This is a genomic window from Streptomyces sp. NPDC021019 (assembly GCF_044333295.1).
In the GTDB taxonomy this organism is placed as follows: Bacteria; Actinomycetota; Actinomycetes; order Streptomycetales; family Streptomycetaceae; genus Streptomyces.
Genome location: NZ_JBIRQR010000002.1, coordinates 1,091,816 through 1,107,431 on the forward strand (window position 1 = coordinate 1,091,816; position 15,616 = coordinate 1,107,431).

Here is a 15,616-nt window from a genome sequence, read left to right on the forward strand (position 1 = left end):
CCGCCGTGGTGCGCGCGTCCGTCGACGAGGCGTGAGCACGCGCTCCTCGAGCGGTTCTTTGGAGCCGCCCCGCGCTCAGCCCATGCTCGCCGCGACCTCACTGCGGAGCTGCGGCAGCTTGTCGTGGAGTACGCCCGGGCAGAGGGTGTCGCCGAAGTCCTTGTGGCCGTAGATGCGGCTCGGCGCGATGCCGTACTGGCCGCAGGTGTACGCGCAGAGCGCCACCAGGACCTCCCACTGCGCCCGGGGCGGCTGTGCGCCGTCGTGGTACGCGCCCTCGTTGGCGATCCCGATGCCCGCTCCGTTCTGGCCGGAGGTGTGCGCACCCAGGACGAAGTCCCGGCCGGCCCGCAGCGTGCCGAGGCTCTGGTGGCGGCCCTCGGTGATCCAGCCGCCCCGGCTGACGAGGAAGTGGTAGCCGGTGTCGGTCCAGCCGTTCTTGTCCATGTGCAGGTCTTGCACCCAGTGGGCGTGTTTGTGGGCCTGGGCGCGGGAGACGTCGGAGGTGTTGGCGCTGACCGTGTGGTGGACGATGATCATGGTCGGCCGCTTTCCCACCAGCTCGACTGGGCTCCGCGGCGGGCGGGCGTTCCACCGGGACGTGGCGTCGATGTCCGGTTCGACGGCATCGAGGGCATGGGCCGTGCCGGGTAGGGCGGCTGCCGCCAGGCCGCCGGCACCGGCGAGCAGGACGTGGCGGCGGGACGGCTGCGGAAGGTTCACGGCGGGCTCCTGGCGTGTGCGGGCAGTAGGAGTGACAACGGCGGTGACTGCGACGGGGGGCGGCGGTGCGGCCGGGTGAGCCGCCGTGCTCACCCGGCCGTGCCGAGGGCGGGGCCTCTACGCCGTGTTGTTGGCGAGCGCCTGGAGGCGGGTCATGGAGCCGTTGAACTTGTTGCGGTCCACGTCGCCGGATATCCCGGCGACCCGGCCGGTGGCCGTGTACTGCCAGATCGTCCAGGTGGGGAAGCCGCTGGGGATGCTCGGACTACTGGTGCCCCAATGGGCCACCCAGAGAGGTGACTTGGCGGCCATGCCGGTCCAGTTCCCGGTGCAGGTGTTCCACCAGCCGGCCGTCGTGTAGATGACGACGTCCCTGGTGGTGCGCGCCTTGTACGTGTTGTAGAAGTCGTTGATCCACGTGCGCATCTGGGTCGTGGAGAGCCCGTAGCACATGGCGCCGTACGGGTTGTGCTCGATGTCCAGCACCCCGGGGAGGGTCTTGCCGTCCTTGGACCATCCTCCGCCGTTGCCCGCGAAGTAGCCTGCCTGCGTCGCCCCGTTGGAGACGTCGGGGCGGGCGAAGTGGTAGGCGCCCCGGATCAGGCCGGCGTTGTAGGAACCGGTGTAGTTCGCGCTGAAGCGGCTGTCCTTGAAGGACGTGCCCTCGGTGGCCTTCATGTAGGCGAAGTCGATGCCCGCGGCCTTCACCGAGCCCCAGTTGATCGCCCCCTGCCAGTGGGACACGTCGATGCCCTGGACGCCGCTGGTGTCCATCGGCGTCACGCCGCCCGTCGCCGAGGACGCCGGACCCTGCTCGATGCGGGTCCCCGCCCCCATCCACGCCTGTCCGGACCGGACCGGCTCATCGGGTGCGGGAGGCGCGGCGGCGGCCGTGCCCGTGGCGGACAGGATCAGCGCCGCGGCGCTGCCGAGAGCTCCTGCGAGCAGCGCCCCTCGGGATCTCTTGAGCCGACGGGACGGAGAACGGTACGCGGGCATAGCAACCTCCGGGCACGTTGACGGGAAGAGGTCCATGGCATCCGATTAACGGACGCCATGGACATGACATGAGTAACGCACGGGCGGCGAGAGGCGTAAAGAGGCCGTTCGGTCTAGACCTGTGTCGCCACACTCCACCTGCGAAGACGTCGCCGGAGCGGCGAGAACTTTCACTTCTGAAGGTCCCCGACGCCCGGTCCCGCCGGGCAGGAACATCAGGACACGCAGGCGCGGCGGCCGGACTCCGGCCACCCCTTTCCTCTGGTATTCAAATTTGACTATGCTGCCCGTATGACCGAGACGACCATCCCGATGCTGCCCTGCCGTACCTCGCTGATCGAGACCACCGTCGACTTCTACGCCGCCCTGGGCTTCGAGACGACGTCCCTGCAGAAGAGCCCGTACGCGTACGCCGTCGTCGAGCGGGGATCGGTCGAGCTCCAGCTGTACGGCATCAAGGAGTACGACCCGGAGTCCTCCCACTCCGGGTGTTACGTCCTCACCGATGACGTGGACGGCCTGCACGCGGCGTTCCGGGCGGGCCTCAAGAAGACCTACGGGCGCGTCCCGGAGCGGGGGTTGCCGCGCATGGGTCCGCTGAAGGACATGTCGTACGGGGTGCGGCAGTTCCTGGTGACCGACCCGACCGGGAACACGATCCGGATCGGGCAGCCGATCAGCGAGGACCAGAACCACCGGCCCGCACCGAAGGAGACCTTCGCCCGCGCCCTGCACATGGCGGACCTCTTCGCGGACTCCAAGCAGGATCTGCCGGGCGCGGCGAAGATCATCGACCGGGCGCTCGGGTTGACGGACGAGCGGCCGACTCCGGTGCAGAGGCTGCGCCTTCTCGTCCTGCGCGGGGACATCGCGCAGCGGACGGGGGACATGGAGCGGGCGGCGGGGCTGCTCGAAGAGGCCGCGGGGATCCACCTCGCCGCCGAGGAACGGGACGCCGCCGCCGACACCCTGTCCAGGCTCGCCGAACTGCGGAGCTGACGCCCCGGTCCCGCCCGGCGGGGGTCAGCTCCGCAGTTCGTGCGGCTCGCCGCTCGCCGGGTCCGCCCGTGCCGCGCTCCGGCTCACCTCGGCGGGCCCTCGCCCGTCAGACCGTCGACCGACTCGCGGATGAGCTCGGCATGGCCGACGTGGCGGACGTACCCCTCGATGAGACGCCGGCGAGGGGCGGCTCGGGCCAGGCTTCCGCCGCGCCCTCCGCCATGGCTTCCGCCGCGCTCTTCTCCATGGCTTCCGCTGCCTCCTCCGTCATGGCAGAACCGTAACGCGGGGCCGGAGAAGCGAAATGGGGCCCGGCCTCGCGGCCGGACCCCCCTCGTTTTCCCCTCCCGTCGGGCCTTCCCGTTCCCCCCGGACCCCTCCCCGGAAGTCCCGACGCCATGTGTGACACGGGAGGGTACGCAAAGGTTGCATCCCTTTGCGATCTCTTTACCAGAGGCTCGGCGCACGGCTCTCAGCAGGCGTGTTGCACAAAGCGCTCCGCGACTTCCGCCAGCGCCTCCGCCCCGTCGCGGGCCCACAGCGCCTCGTTGAAGATCTCCACCTCGATCGGGCCGTCGAAGCCTGCGGCCTCCACCTGGCGACGGAACGCGCGGAAGTCCACGCTGCCGTCCCCCAGTTGACCGCGGCCCAGCAGGACCCCCGCCGGGAGCGGGGTGACCCAGTCGGCCAACTGGAAGGAGTGGATGCGGCCGCCCGCACCCGCGCGGGCGATCTCGGCCGGGGCCCGGTCGTCCCACCAGAGGTGGTACGTGTCGACGACCACGCCGACCTGCTCGGCCGGGAAGCGTTCCGCGATGTCCAGGGCCTGGCCGAGCGTGGAGACGACGCAGCGGTCGGAGGCGTACATCGGGTGCAGCGGCTCGATCGCCAGGCGTACGCCGCGCCCCGCCGCGTACGGGGCCAGTTCCGCCAGCGCGTCGGCGACCCGCTCCCGGGCTCCGTGCAGGTCGCGGCTGCCGGGCGGGAGACCGCCGGAGACCAGGACCAGGGTGTCGGTGGACAGGGCCGCCGCCTCGTCGATCGCCGCCCGGTTGTCGTCCAGGGCGCGGGCGCGCTCCGCCGGGTCGATGGCGGTGAAGAACCCGCCCCGGCAGAGGCTGGTGACGGAGAGCCCGGCATCCGCCAGGAGCCTGGCCGTACGCTCGACGCCGTACGCCTGCACCGGCGCCCGCCACAGGCCCACCATGCCGATGCCCGCCTTGACGCAGCCCTCGGCCAGCTCGGGCAGCGGCCACTGCTTGAGGGTCTCCTGGTTGAGCGAGAGGCGGGAGAGGTGGTCGTCGCTCATCGTGCGCCTCCGTGGACCGCGAGCAGGGAGCCCATCCGGTGTTCGGCCAGCTCCGGGTCCGGGAACAGGCCCAGGCCGTCGGCCAGTTCGTACGCCTTCGCCAGGTGCGGGAGCGAGCGCGCCGACTGGAGTCCGCCCACCATCGTGAAGTGGTCCTGATGGCCGGAGAGCCAGGCCAGGAACACCACGCCCGTCTTGTAGAAGCGGGTCGGCGACCGGAAGAGGTGGCGGGAGAGTTCGACCGTGGGGTCCAGGAGCGCCCGGAAGCCGTCCACGTCTCCCGTGTCCAGCACCCGTACCGCGTGCGCCGCCAGGGGGCCCAGCGGGTCGAAGATGCCCAACAGAGCGTGGCTGAAGCCGCGTTCGTCGCCCGCGATGAGCTCCGGGTAGTTGAAGTCGTCGCCCGTGTAGCAGCGCACCCCGCCCGGGAGGCGCCGACGTACGTCGATCTCGCGCGCCGCGTCCAGGAGGGAGATCTTGATGCCGTCGACCTTGTCGGGGTGTTCGGCGATGACCTTGAGGAAGGTGTCCGTCGCCTCGTCGAGGTCGGGGCTGCCCCAGTAGCCCTCCAGGGCCGGGTCGAACATCGGACCCAGCCAGTGCAGGACCACCGGCTCCGACGCCTGGCGCAGGAGGTGGGCGTAGGTGGCGAGGTAGTCCTCCGGGCCCCGCGCGGCGCGGACCAGCGCGCGGGAGGCCATGAGGATCGGCTGGACACCGTGTTCCTCGGCCAGGGCCAGCTGCTCCTCGTACGCCGCCCGGACCTCGGCCAGGGTGGGCGCAGGACCGTCGCCGGGCAGTTGGTCGGTGCCCACGCCGCACGCGATCCTGCCGCCCACCGCCTTCGCCTCGGCGGCCGAGCGGCGGATCAGTTCGGCGGCGCCCGCCCACTCCAGGCCCATGCCGCGCTGCGCGGTGTCCATGGCCTCCGCGACGCCCAGACCGTGCGACCACAGGTGACGGCGGAAGGCAAGCGTGGACTCCCAGTCGACGGCGGCCGGGTCGTCGGGGCTGATGTCCGCGTACGGGTCGGCGACCACGTGCGCCGCCGAGAAGACCGTACGGGAGGTGGGGGCCGGCGCTCCCGGAGCGAGGTCGAGCGGGGTGGCGCGGGGCGAGTAGGGGCCCTGCGGGAGGTGGATCGTCATGTCAGCGGCCTCCGGCGGCGCCGCGAACCGGCCGCGCGGGTCACAGGGTCAGCTCCGGGACGTCGAAGCGGCGGCCCTCGGCGGACGACTTCAGCCCCAGCTCGGCCAGTTGGACGCCCCGGGCGCCGGCCAGCAGGTCCCAGCCGTACGGCTCGTCCAGCACCACATGGCGCAGGAACAGCTCCCACTGCGCCTTGAAGCCGTTGTCGAACTCCTGGTTGTCCGGGACCTCCTGCCACTGGTCGCGGAACGACTCGGTGACCGGGAGGTCCGGGTTCCAGACCGGCTTGGGGGTCGACGAGCGGTGCTGGACACGGCAGTTGCGCAGTCCCGCGACGGCGGAGCCGTGGGTGCCGTCGACCTGGAACTCCACCAGCTCGTCGCGGTTGACCCGCACCGTCCAGGAGGAGTTGATCTGTGCGACGGCCCCGCCCGCCAGTTGGAAGATGCCGTACGCCGCGTCGTCGGCGGTCGCCTCGTACGGCTTGCCCCGCTCGTCCCAGCGCTGCGGAACATGCGTCTGGACGTGCGCCGTTACGGAGGTGACCTGACCGAACAGCTCGTGGAGCACGTACTCCCAGTGCGGGAACATGTCGACGACGATGCCGCCGCCGTCCTGGGCGCGGTAGTTCCACGAGGGGCGCTGGGCCTCCTGCCAGTCGCCCTCGAAGACCCAGTAGCCGAACTCCCCGCGCACGGAGAGGATCTCGCCGAAGAAGCCGCCGTCGATCAGGCGCTTCAGCTTCAGCAGGCCCGGCAGGAAGATCTTGTCCTGGACGACGCCGTGCTTGATGCCCGCGTCCCGGGCGAGCCGGGCCAGGTCGAGGGCCCCCTCGACGTCCGTGGCGGTCGGCTTCTCGGTGTAGACGTGCTTGCCCGCCGCGATCGCCTTCTTGATCGCCTCCACCCGGGCCGAGGTGACCTGGGCGTCGAAGTAGACGTCGATCGTGTCGTCCGCGAGGACCGCGTCCAGGTCGGTCGACCACTCGGTCAGGCCGTGGCGTTCGGCGAGCCGCTCCAGGGCGTGGGCGCGGCGGCCGACGAGCACGGGCTCGGGCCACAGCACCTCGCCGTCGCCGAGATCCAGGCCTCCCTGCTCGCGGATCGCGAGGATCGAGCGCACCAGGTGCTGCCGGTATCCCATGCGTCCCGTGACGCCGTTCATGGCGATGCGCACTGTCCTGCGTGTCACGAAGGTCCCTCCATACAACCGTAGCAAGCGCTTTCTATCGGAGATGACGCTAGCCTGCCGACAGCGGCCGGACAAGAGGGGGCCGCACGTGATCTCACGGAGGACAGCGATGACAGTCACCCTGGCGGATGTGGCGGCCCGCGCCCGGGTGTCCCCGGCCACCGTCTCGCGTGTGCTGAACGGCAACTACCCGGTGGCGGCGTCGACCCGGGAGCGGGTCCTGCGCGCGGTGGACGACCTGGACTACGTGCTCAACGGGCCCGCGAGCTCGCTCGCCGCGGCCACCTCGGACCTGGTCGGCATCCTGGTCAACGACATCGCCGACCCGTTCTTCGGGATCATGGCGGGGGCGGCCCAGACGCAGATCGGCGGCCCCGGGGACGGTTCCGGACGGGCGGGCGGCGAGAAGCTGGCCGTCATCTGCAACACCGGCGGCTCCCCGGAGCGCGAACTCACCTATCTCACCCTCCTCCAGCGCCAGCGCGCAGCCGCCGTCGTCCTCACCGGCGGCGCGGTCGAGAACCCGGCCCACCAGGCGGCGATGTCCGCGAAGCTGACGAAGCTCGCGGACGCGGGCACCCGGATCGTCTTCTGCGGGCGGCCCCCGCTGCCCGAGGGGGACGCCCTCGTCGCCGCGCTCACGTTCGACAACCGGGGCGGCGGACGCCGGCTCGCCGAGCACCTCGTCTCGCTCGGCCACCGCAGGATCGGCTATGTCGCCGGGCCCCCGGAGCGCACCACCACCCGGCACCGGCTGGAGGGTCACCGGGAGGCGCTGAGCGCCGCCGGCCTGGCCGCCGCCCCGGGCGGGGCCGACGGGGGCCTGGGCTCCGACGACCAGGAGCTGCTCACCGTGCACGGCCCCTACGACCGGCGCTCCGGCTACGAGGCCACCCTCGAACTCCTGCGCAGGGCACCGGACGTGACCGCGATCGTGGCCGCCAACGACACCGTGGCGCTCGGCGCGTGCGCGGCCGTCCGGGACCAGGGGATGCGGATCCCCCAGGACATCTCGGTCGCGGGCTTCGACGACCTGCCGTTCTCGGTGGACGCGGTGCCGGCCCTCACGACGGTGCGGCTGCCGCTCTTCGAGGCGGGCGCCCGGGCCGGGCGGCTCGCGATGGGCAAGGAGGACCCGCCACCCGGCGGCATCGCGACCATCGCGGCCGAGCTGATGATCCGGGGGTCCACGGCTGCGCCTCGGGGGTGAGCGGACGGCCCGGCGGGGGCCGGGGGCCTGCGGGGCTCGGGGCCTGCGGGGCTCGGGGCCGGGAGCCTGCGGACAGCCCTTAGCCCAGCAGTCCGAGCAGCCGTCCCAGCGCGTCCGCGACCGGCTGGGCCACGGGCCCCAGGCTGTTGGCGATCTGCCCGAGCCGCGCCAGGGTGAGGCCTCGCTCGGTCATGCCCTCGCGGTCCAGGGCGAGCACGGGGAGGGTCTCTTCGACCGTACGGGCCTGGTCCGGGGTGAGGTGGGCGGTGAGAGTGCGGAGCTGGGACTTCAGCTCTTCCACGGCCGCATGGAGTTCCGGGTCCTGGGCGGCGCCGACATAGCCGTAGTTGACGCCGATGTTCTGGCCGCCGTTCTGGTTGAACACGGGGCCGTTGTAGGTCGAGTGGTGCGTCGGTTCGGTCATAGCCTGATCCCCGTGTTCTGACCACCGTTCTGGTTGAACACGGGGCCGTTGTAGTTGTTCAACTGGTGCACGTGTGCCGTGAACTCGGCTTCCGGATGGTCGATCGCGTGCACTATCTGCCCGGCGATCACCCGCAGTTCGTCCACGCTCGGCAGGGTCACGAGCACCAAGGAGCCGCCGGCCGTCTCCACGACCAGAACCGGCCTCTCCGGCGCGATGAGCGCCTTGACGAAAAGGACGACCAGGACGATCAGCAGGACGAGAACCGGCGCCCAGTCGGTCATCGAATAGACGAAGGCGACCACCCCCAGTCCCACCAGGAAGCGGATCACGTTCCGCTCCGGTTTGATCTTGATTGCCTCGACCCGGGTGAGGTTGTGCAGCGGCAGGGCCGCCGCTCCTATCCAGAGCATCCGGCGCTTGACCGAGATCTCCAGGATGCCTCCCGGACGCGGCAGCGGCGGTAGCGGCGGTGGCTGCGAAGGAGGTCCGGCCGGAGGGTCCGGTGGTGGTGAGGCAGGCGGTCCAGACGGTGGCGTCGGCGTCGATGGCGGCGGCCCGAAGTTGCCGGTGGTGTTCATGCGATCCCCCGTGCACTCGTCTCTCACCCCGCATGCGCGGGAGCCCTATTAAGCATCAGCCCACCCCTGAGCGGCAGGCGAGAAACCGCCAATTCAGGTGCCATGGCGACGCGTTACCGGCGTCTGCGGGGCCGGAGGGCGAAAGATGGGGGCGACTCCCCCATGCGCCCCCACCCGCTCCCCCGCCACGATGGATGCGGGCGGCCCGACCGGGGCCGGCCCGGGACCGGGGAGGTGCGGAGCTGTGGCGGAGAAGGATCTGATCGACAGAGGCGCGAGCCGTCGCCCTGCCCCTGCTGTATCCGCCGATCCGGTCCCTGCCCTTTCCGTGGCGTCCGCTCCCGCCGCTTCCGTCGAGTCCGTTCCCGCCGTTGCCGTGGCGTCCGCTCCCGCCGCTTCCGTCGAGTCCGTTCCCGCCGTTGCCGTGGCGTCCGCTCCCGCCGCTTCCGTCGCGTTCAGGGACGCGGCAGGAGCGCCCTGGTGGCTTCCCGGTGTGGTCGGCGGCAGCCCCGCCGGCGAACCCGGCTGGGCGGTCTTCGCCCGGGAGGCCGTCGCCTCGGCGCCGCGTGACGTGGTGGTGGCCGACCGGCCGTACCCCGGGCTCAGCGGCTTCGGGCCGGTCGTCGCACCGTTCGTCGACGCGGCGGTCAGGCGGCTCCGGGACGCGCTCGCGAAGGACGGCTCGGCGGTCGGCGGCCCAGCGGCCGGCGGCCTGGTGAACGGCTCGCGGACCGGCCGAGCGGCCGGCCCGGCGGCAGAGAGCCCGGCGGCAGAGGGCTCCTCGCCCCTTCTGGCGGACTTCCGGCGGCAGCTGACGCGCCGGCTGTCCCGGATCGCGGCGCGCACCCTCGTCACGGAACTGCACGAGTCCCGGCGGCTGGGCCGGCTCAGCGGCGAGGGGTCCGAGGAACGCTTCCGGGACTTCGTACGGCGGACCGCCCGCCGCGACGGTCTCGCCCTGCTCGTCACCGGCTACCCCGTGCTGGCCCGCCTCCTCTCGACGGCCTGCCTGAACGCGGGCGACGCGTTCGCGGAGATGGCCGCGCGGCTCGCCGCCGACCGGCACCTGCTGACCCCTTCGGGGGTGCTCGGCGACCGGGCCGGTTCCCCGGAGGGCGGGCGCGGCGGGAGCGCGGGGCCCGGGGCGCTGACCGGTGTCGAGGCCGGGGCGGGCGACAGCCACCGCGGCGGCCGGTCGGTGATGCTGCTGCGGTTCGCCGACGGCGCCCGGCTGGTCTACAAGCCGCGTCCGCTCGCGGCGCACCGGCACTTCAACGCCTTGGCCGAGTGGTTCGGTGCGCTGTCCGGCGCCCCGGATCTGCGGGTGCTGCGGGTCCTGGACCGGGGGGAGTACGGCTGGGCCGAGTTCGTCGAGGAGCGGCCCTGCGCCTCGGCCGCGGAGACCCGGCAGTTCTACCGGCGCCAGGGTGCGCTGCTGGCGCTGCTGCACACGCTGGACGGTACGGATCTGCACCACGAGAACCTGATCGCCTGCGGCCCGCACCCGGTGCTGGTCGATGTGGAGACGCTGTTCCACCCGCCGCTGGGGCCCGCCCGGTCCGCCGATCCGGCCGCCCGGGCCCTGCACGACTCGGTCCACCGGGTGGGCCTGCTGCCCCAGTTGCTCGTCGGGGACACCACCGCGCTCGACATGTCCGCGATCGGCGGGGGTCGGGCCGCGTCGTCGCCGATCGAGACCGCCGACTGGGCGGACGCCGGTACCGACCGGATGCGGCTGGTGCGGCGGGCGGGCCGGTTCACCGAGTCCGCCAACCGGCCCCGGCTGGGGGGTGTGGCGGCCGACCCCTCCGCGTACACCGAGGCCCTGTGCGGCGGCTTCCGCGCCGGATACACGGCGATCAGCGATCATCGAAGCGAACTCCTGGGCAGCGATGGCCTGTTGCGCATCTTCGCGGGAGACGAGGTGCGCGTCGTGCCCCGGCCCACCTGGACCTACACGACGCTGCTGGACGAGTCGACCCACCCCGACCTGATGCGGGACGCCGCCGAACGCCACCAGGTCCTCTCACTGCTGCGCACCCCACTCCTGGGCATGCCCGCGCTGCCCGGCGTGGAGGACGAGGAGGTGGCGGAGCTGTGGCGCGGTGACGTGCCGGTGTTCGGCACCCGGCCGGGAGGCACGGAGCTGTGGAGCGGCACCGGCCGTACGGTTCCGGGGCAGCCCGGCGTCGGCCCCGTCGGCCCCACCGGGCTGGCCCGCGTCGAGGCGAAGGTGCGCGCGATGGACACCGTGGACCGCCAGGACCAGGAACGGATCATCCGGGCCGCCATGGTGAGCACCTCGCCCGAGCCACCGCACCGGGCGGCGCCGGGCGGCCGGTCGCGGAGCGCGGCGACCGCGCCGGAGCCCGAGCAACTGCTGTCCGCCGCACGGTCGGTGGGCGACCAGCTCGTCTCCCTCGCCTACCGGCACGAGCGCCGCACCAACTGGATCGGGCTCGAACTGCTCGGCGAGCGCTACTGGCGGCTCACGCCGATGGCGGCGGACCTCGCGGGCGGTTACACGGGGCCCGCGCTCTTCCTGGCGCAACTGGCCGCGCTCACCGGTGCCTCCCGGTACGCGGAGGCGGCCCGCGAGGCGCTCGCCCCGGTCCCGGGGTTGCTGGACACGTTGCACGGGCGGGCCGACGAGCTCGGCTCCCTGGGCTCCGGCGCCTTCGCGGGACTCGGCGGCATCGCGTACGCGCTGACCGAGGTGGGCACCCTGCTGGGCGACCGGGAGGTACTGGACCAGACCGGTCCCGCCGTGCGGCTGAGCTGCGCGGCGAGCACGGCCGAGGACGGGCACGGGGTGCGCGGCGGGGCGGCGGGCGGGCTCGTCTCGCTGCTCGCGGTGCACCGCGCCACCGGCCGTCCCGAGGCTTGGCGTGGTGCCGAGCGCTGCGCCGAGCGGATCGCCGCCGCCCCGCTCCCTCGGACCGGGGGCTTCGCCGACGGGGCGGCGGGGATCGGCTGGGCGCTGCTGCGCTTCGCCGGGGCCGGGGGCGACGCCCGCCACCGGAGCGCCGGGCTGGCGGCCCTGCGCCGGGCGACGGCCGGAGCGAACCGCGTGACCAGCGCCGGAGCGCCGCACGGAGCGACCGCCGGGCCGGTTCACGGATCGGCGTCCGAAGCGGCTGCCGGAGCGCCTGCCGGACCGGCCTGGTGCGACGGGGTGGCCGGCATCGCGCTGGCTATCGCGGACAGCCCCGACGCGCTGGCGGACCCGGAGCTGTCCGGCTGGCTCGCGGCGCGCTCCGGCGAGCTGGCGGGCATCGGTCCGCTCGCCGACGACAGCCTGTGCCACGGGGAGTCGGGGCTGCTCGAACTGCTCGGCCACCACGCGCTCCCCGCGGCGCGGCCCGCGTGGATGCGCCGGGCCGGGACGCTGCTGGCCTCGGCGGACCGGGCGGGCCCGCAGTGCGGGACGCCCGGCCGCGTACCGCACCCGGGGCTGCTCACCGGACTCTCGGGGATCGGGCACGGGCTGCTGCGGGCCGGGTTCCCCGACCGGATCGGGTCCGCGCTGCTCCTGCGCCTCTCCGAGGCCCCTTGACCGAACCACGGCTTTCACGACGACGACCGCATCGTCACCATCACGGTCACCACCACCACGGTCACCACCACCATCGTCACCGTCACCGTCACCACCGTCACCGTCACCACCCAAAGGATGAGGCAGAGATGAAGCAGTTCGGCGAATCGGCCCTGCAAGCGTCCGGCGAGATCGCGCACGAGGGCACGCCCGAGCACCCGGCCGGGCAGATCTTCTTGGGTTCCACCGGAGGCCTCGGTGCGCGCGGCAGACTTCTCAGCGCCTCCGAGGGCGAGAGCGGCTACAGCCACGACCTGCCGTGGACCACCATGACGGCCCCGTGGTGAACGGCTTCCAGCCAACTCAACCGTAAATGAGCCGAATTGGCCCGCTGCCGTAGGGGTTGGGGCTCCAGTAGCCTGCGGCCATGCGAGCCACTTCGCCGGTCATCGTCGGGCGGGACGAGGAGATCGGACTGCTGAGCAGCGCCCTGGACGCCGTACGACGGCGTTCGGGGCGCGCGCTGTTCCTCCTCGGGGAAGCCGGTATCGGCAAGTCCCGGCTGGTGGGCGAGTGCGCCTACCGGGCGTACGGGCTCGGTATGCCGGTGCTGCGCGGCCGGGCCACCTCGACCGGGCTCGTGGTGCCCTTCCGTCCGCTCGCGGAGGCGCTGGCGTCCCGGTTCCGGGCCGCGGGCACCCCGACCGATCCGGAGCTCGCGCCCTACCACCCGGCGCTGGCCCGGCTGGTCCCGGAGTGGCGCAAGGACGGGTCCCCCGGCTATCCGGAGACGGTCGTGGAGCTGGCCGAGGCCCTGCTGCGGCTGCTGTCCGTGCTGGGCCGGGAGGCGGGCTGCGCGATCCTGCTGGAAGATCTGCACGACTGCGACACGGAGACCGTCGCGGTCGTCGAGTACGTCATCGACAACCTGTCCGATCTGCCCATCCTGTTCCTGGGCACCCTGCGTCCGGAACCGGGCGCCGCCCTGGACCTCGTACGCTCCGTCGAGCGCCGGCACGCCGCGACCGTACGGGAGCTGGGCCCTCTCCGCGAGGACCGGGTGCGGGCGCTGACGGGCGCGTGCCTGGAGGCGCGGCCGGAGGAGGTACCCGAGTCGGTGCACCACCGGCTGGCCGAACGCGCCGCGGGCAACCCGTACTTGCTGGAAGTGCTGTTGGCGGACCTGCTGGACACCGGCCGGCTCCGGCGGACGGACGACGGGTGGCAGGCGGTGGAGCAGCCGGGCGGTTCGGTCCCCTCGGACATCGTCCGCAGCTGGGCCCGCAGGCTGGAGCGGCTGGACGAGCCGGTGCGGGACCTCTTACTGGCGTCGGCCACCCTGGGCAGCCAGTTCTCGGTGACCGTGCTCCAGACCGTCACCGGATTCGAGGACCGGGCCCTGTTCGCACATCTGCGGTCGGCGGTGGAGGCCGGTGTGATCGCCCCGGACGGCGCGGCCCCCGACCGCTACACCTTCCGGCACTCGCTGACCGCCGAGGCCCTGATCTCCTCGCTGGCGCCGGCCGAGCGCGCCTCGCTGGCCCGCCGCGCCGTGGGGGCCATCGAGCACGCGGGGCAGCCGCTGGACGAGGACGGCCGGCAGCTCGTGGCCGCGCTGCAACTGGCCGCGGGCAACCGGGCCGGGGCGGCCCGCCAGTTCGCGGAGGCGGGAAGACGGATGCTCGCTTCGGGGGCGCACGGCTCCGCCGTGGTGCTGCTGGAGCGGGCGCACCCGCTGGCCGCCGAGACCGACCGGGCCGCCGTCGCCGAGTCGCTGGCGGTCGCCCGTGCCGAGGGCGGCGATCTGGACGGCGCACTGGCGCTGGCGGACGCGCTGCCGCCGGTTCCGGCGCGTTCCGAGGCCGCCGCCCGGCGCGGCCTGATCCACATCGAGCTCGCCTGGGCGGCGGTCATGGCGGAGCGCACCGCCGAAGCGGCGCTCCAGGTCGAGGCGGCCCGCGTCCTGCTGGGCCCGTCACCGCCGCCGGGCCGCCGGGCCGCGCTCGTGGTGGTCGACGGGTACCTGGCGCTGCTTCCCGGGCACGGCCAGAAGCCCCGGGATCCGGCGGATTCCGAGCGGGCCGTGCGGGAGGCCGCGGAGACCGCCGAGGCCGAGGGGCTGCCCGTGGTGGCCTGTCAGGCCTGGCAGTTGCTGGCGCTGCTGCGGCGCGAGGAGGGTTTCGACGCCGCGGACGCGGCCCTGGAGCGGATGCTGTCGATCTCCGCCGAACACGCCCTGCCGGTCTGGCGGGTGGAGGCGCTGGTGCGGCTCGGGGCGAATGCCTTCATGCGGACCGGGGACGCCGCCCGGCTGCTCTCCGCGCGGGCGGCGGCCACCGAGCTGGGGGCGCTGCTGCTGACCCGTACGGTCGACGGGCTGCTCGCGATGAACGCGGTGATGTGCGCCCGGTGGGAGGAGGCGCAGGAGATCATCGACCGCTCGGCGGAGGCCAGTGCCCGGGTCGGTGACCGGTCCGCCCACCGTTACCTGCTGCTGGCCGGGGCGACGATGGCCGCGCACCGGGGGCGGCGGCGGGAGATGGACCGGGCGCTGGCCGCGTTCCGGCGGGCCGGGGGCGAGCAGTCGCTGCTGGTGCCGCTCCGGTCGGGCCTGTGCCGGGCGTTCGGCGCGCTCCTGGAGGAGGACCGGGAGCGGGCGGCGGCGGGGCTGGACGAAGCGCTGGCCTGGGAGGCGGACCACCCGAGCTACTACTACCTGAGCGGGCGGTACGGTCTGCGCCCGCTGCTGCGGGTGCTGGCGGGCGACGCGGACCGGGCGGAGCTGGCCCAGGCGCGGGCGGCGCCCGGGGCGTGTCTCGCCTGGAACCGGCAGTTCCTGGAGCTGGCGGACGCGGTGCTGCTGGGCCGGGAGGGGGATCCGGCCGGGGCGGCCCGGCTGATGGCGTCGTTCGACGTGCGGTCCGCGCCCTTCCCGGTCGCCCGCCACCTGGGCCTGCGGCTGGTCGCGGACGCGGCCCGCGCGGACGGGTGGGGCGATCCGGTGGCGTGGCTGCGGTCCGCCGAGGAGTACTTCTACGGGGCCGGGGTGCAGCCGGTCGCCTCCGCGTGCCGGGCGGCGCTGCGGCAGGCCGGGGCCAGCGTGGGACAGCACCGGGGCGGCTGGGACCGGATTCCGTCGCCGCTGCGGGCCGGCGGGGTGACCCCGCGCGAGTACGAGGTGTTCGTGCTGCTGCCCGAGCGGCCCGGGAACCAGCAGATCGCCCGGCGGCTGTCCATCTCGCCCCGCACGGTGGAGAAGCACATGGCCAGTCTGCTGAGCAAGACCGGGCGCGCGGACCGGGCCGCGCTGTGCGAGTTCGCCGCCGAGTGCGCCGCCGAACCGGCCTGAGGCGTCCGCCCGAACCGGCCTGGGGCGTCCGCCCGAATCGTTCTGAGGCGGGGTCCGCCCGGCCCGACGCGGGGCCCGCCCGGCCCGAGGCGGGACCGTCCGGCCCGAGGCAGGTCCGCTGGGCCTGAGGCAGGATCCGTCCGGACC

General features: G+C 73.5%; 13 protein-coding genes. 5 read left to right on the top strand and 8 right to left on the bottom strand.

All coding sequences use genetic code 11. From position 1 onward, the window contains the following. Positions 1-75 precede the first annotated feature (75 nt). Together ACH4RG_RS15915 and ACH4RG_RS15920 are read right to left on the bottom strand one after the other, a co-directional pair. Positions 76-723, bottom strand: a complete 648-nt coding sequence (locus ACH4RG_RS15915) for a peptidoglycan recognition family protein (RefSeq protein WP_397916936.1) — start codon at positions 721-723, stop codon at positions 76-78. Between the two features lie 117 nt (positions 724-840). Further along, on the bottom strand, positions 841-1,722 hold the full coding sequence (locus ACH4RG_RS15920; protein WP_397928037.1) for a lysozyme: 882 nt from the start codon (positions 1,720-1,722) through the stop codon (positions 841-843). Between the two features lie 291 nt (positions 1,723-2,013). Between ACH4RG_RS15920 and ACH4RG_RS15925 the strand changes: the two genes are divergently transcribed. Then, positions 2,014-2,721, top strand: coding sequence for a VOC family protein (locus tag ACH4RG_RS15925; RefSeq protein WP_397916938.1), 708 nt, complete (start codon positions 2,014-2,016; stop codon positions 2,719-2,721). Between the two features lie 106 nt (positions 2,722-2,827). Here ACH4RG_RS15925 and ACH4RG_RS15930 read toward each other — a convergent pair whose 3' ends face one another. From ACH4RG_RS15930 to ACH4RG_RS15945, 4 genes are all read right to left on the bottom strand, one after another. Next, positions 2,828-2,992: a hypothetical protein gene (locus tag ACH4RG_RS15930; protein WP_398539686.1), complete on the bottom strand. Its 165-nt coding sequence runs from the start codon at positions 2,990-2,992 to the stop codon at positions 2,828-2,830. Between the two features lie 201 nt (positions 2,993-3,193). Then, positions 3,194-4,030, bottom strand: a complete 837-nt coding sequence (locus ACH4RG_RS15935) for a sugar phosphate isomerase/epimerase family protein (protein ID WP_398160600.1) — start codon at positions 4,028-4,030, stop codon at positions 3,194-3,196. Beyond that, positions 4,027-5,178 (bottom strand): dihydrodipicolinate synthase family protein, encoded by a 1,152-nt coding sequence (locus tag ACH4RG_RS15940; protein ID WP_398539687.1) that lies wholly within the window; start codon positions 5,176-5,178, stop codon positions 4,027-4,029. Before ACH4RG_RS15940 ends, ACH4RG_RS15935 begins: the two co-directional genes overlap by 4 nt. 40 nt (positions 5,179-5,218) lie before the next feature. Next, a complete protein-coding gene (locus tag ACH4RG_RS15945; protein WP_397916942.1) occupies positions 5,219-6,370 on the bottom strand; it encodes a Gfo/Idh/MocA family protein in 1,152 nt (383 codons plus the stop codon). Between the two features lie 109 nt (positions 6,371-6,479). On the opposite strand from ACH4RG_RS15945, the gene ACH4RG_RS15950 reads away from it, so the two are divergent. Then, positions 6,480-7,580, top strand: coding sequence for a LacI family DNA-binding transcriptional regulator (locus ACH4RG_RS15950; protein ID WP_397928032.1), 1,101 nt, complete (start codon positions 6,480-6,482; stop codon positions 7,578-7,580). Between the two features lie 79 nt (positions 7,581-7,659). On the opposite strand, the gene ACH4RG_RS15955 is transcribed toward ACH4RG_RS15950, so the two are convergent. Next, positions 7,660-8,004, bottom strand: coding sequence for a hypothetical protein (locus ACH4RG_RS15955; RefSeq protein ID WP_397916944.1), 345 nt, complete (start codon positions 8,002-8,004; stop codon positions 7,660-7,662). Beyond that, complete coding sequence (locus tag ACH4RG_RS15960; protein ID WP_397917242.1) at positions 8,001-8,462, bottom strand: DUF6232 family protein; 462 nt, start codon at positions 8,460-8,462, stop codon at positions 8,001-8,003. Before ACH4RG_RS15960 ends, ACH4RG_RS15955 begins: the two co-directional genes overlap by 4 nt. 313 nt (positions 8,463-8,775) lie before the next feature. Between ACH4RG_RS15960 and ACH4RG_RS15965 the strand changes: the two genes are divergently transcribed. From ACH4RG_RS15965 to ACH4RG_RS15975, 3 genes are all read left to right on the top strand, one after another. Further along, positions 8,776-12,141: a type 2 lanthipeptide synthetase LanM family protein gene (locus ACH4RG_RS15965; protein ID WP_398539785.1), complete on the top strand. Its 3,366-nt coding sequence runs from the start codon at positions 8,776-8,778 to the stop codon at positions 12,139-12,141. Between the two features lie 128 nt (positions 12,142-12,269). After that, on the top strand, positions 12,270-12,467 hold the full coding sequence (locus ACH4RG_RS15970) for a hypothetical protein (RefSeq protein ID WP_397916946.1): 198 nt from the start codon (positions 12,270-12,272) through the stop codon (positions 12,465-12,467). An 80-nt stretch (positions 12,468-12,547) separates the two neighbouring features. After that, positions 12,548-15,469: an AAA family ATPase gene (locus tag ACH4RG_RS15975; protein WP_397928028.1), complete on the top strand. Its 2,922-nt coding sequence runs from the start codon at positions 12,548-12,550 to the stop codon at positions 15,467-15,469. The last annotated feature ends 147 nt before the right edge of the window (positions 15,470-15,616 follow it).

Excerpts from the sequence above, each read along its gene's own strand:
- ACH4RG_RS15920 (WP_397928037.1), bottom strand. The coding sequence starts at position 1,722 with ATGCCCGCGTACCGTTCTCCGTCCCGTCGGCTCAAGAGATCCCGAGGG.
- ACH4RG_RS15930 (WP_398539686.1), bottom strand. The coding sequence starts at position 2,992 with ATGACGGAGGAGGCAGCGGAAGCCATGGAGAAGAGCGCGGCGGAAGCC.
- ACH4RG_RS15935 (WP_398160600.1), bottom strand. The coding sequence starts at position 4,030 with ATGAGCGACGACCACCTCTCCCGCCTCTCGCTCAACCAGGAGACCCTC.
- ACH4RG_RS15965 (WP_398539785.1), top strand. The coding sequence starts at position 8,776 with ATGGATGCGGGCGGCCCGACCGGGGCCGGCCCGGGACCGGGGAGGTGC.
- ACH4RG_RS15955 (WP_397916944.1), bottom strand. The coding sequence starts at position 8,004 with ATGACCGAACCGACGCACCACTCGACCTACAACGGCCCCGTGTTCAAC.
- ACH4RG_RS15950 (WP_397928032.1), top strand. The coding sequence starts at position 6,480 with ATGACAGTCACCCTGGCGGATGTGGCGGCCCGCGCCCGGGTGTCCCCG.
- ACH4RG_RS15940 (WP_398539687.1), bottom strand. The coding sequence starts at position 5,178 with ATGACGATCCACCTCCCGCAGGGCCCCTACTCGCCCCGCGCCACCCCG.
- ACH4RG_RS15975 (WP_397928028.1), top strand. The coding sequence starts at position 12,548 with ATGCGAGCCACTTCGCCGGTCATCGTCGGGCGGGACGAGGAGATCGGA.
- ACH4RG_RS15925 (WP_397916938.1), top strand. The coding sequence starts at position 2,014 with ATGACCGAGACGACCATCCCGATGCTGCCCTGCCGTACCTCGCTGATC.
- ACH4RG_RS15970 (WP_397916946.1), top strand. The coding sequence starts at position 12,270 with ATGAAGCAGTTCGGCGAATCGGCCCTGCAAGCGTCCGGCGAGATCGCG.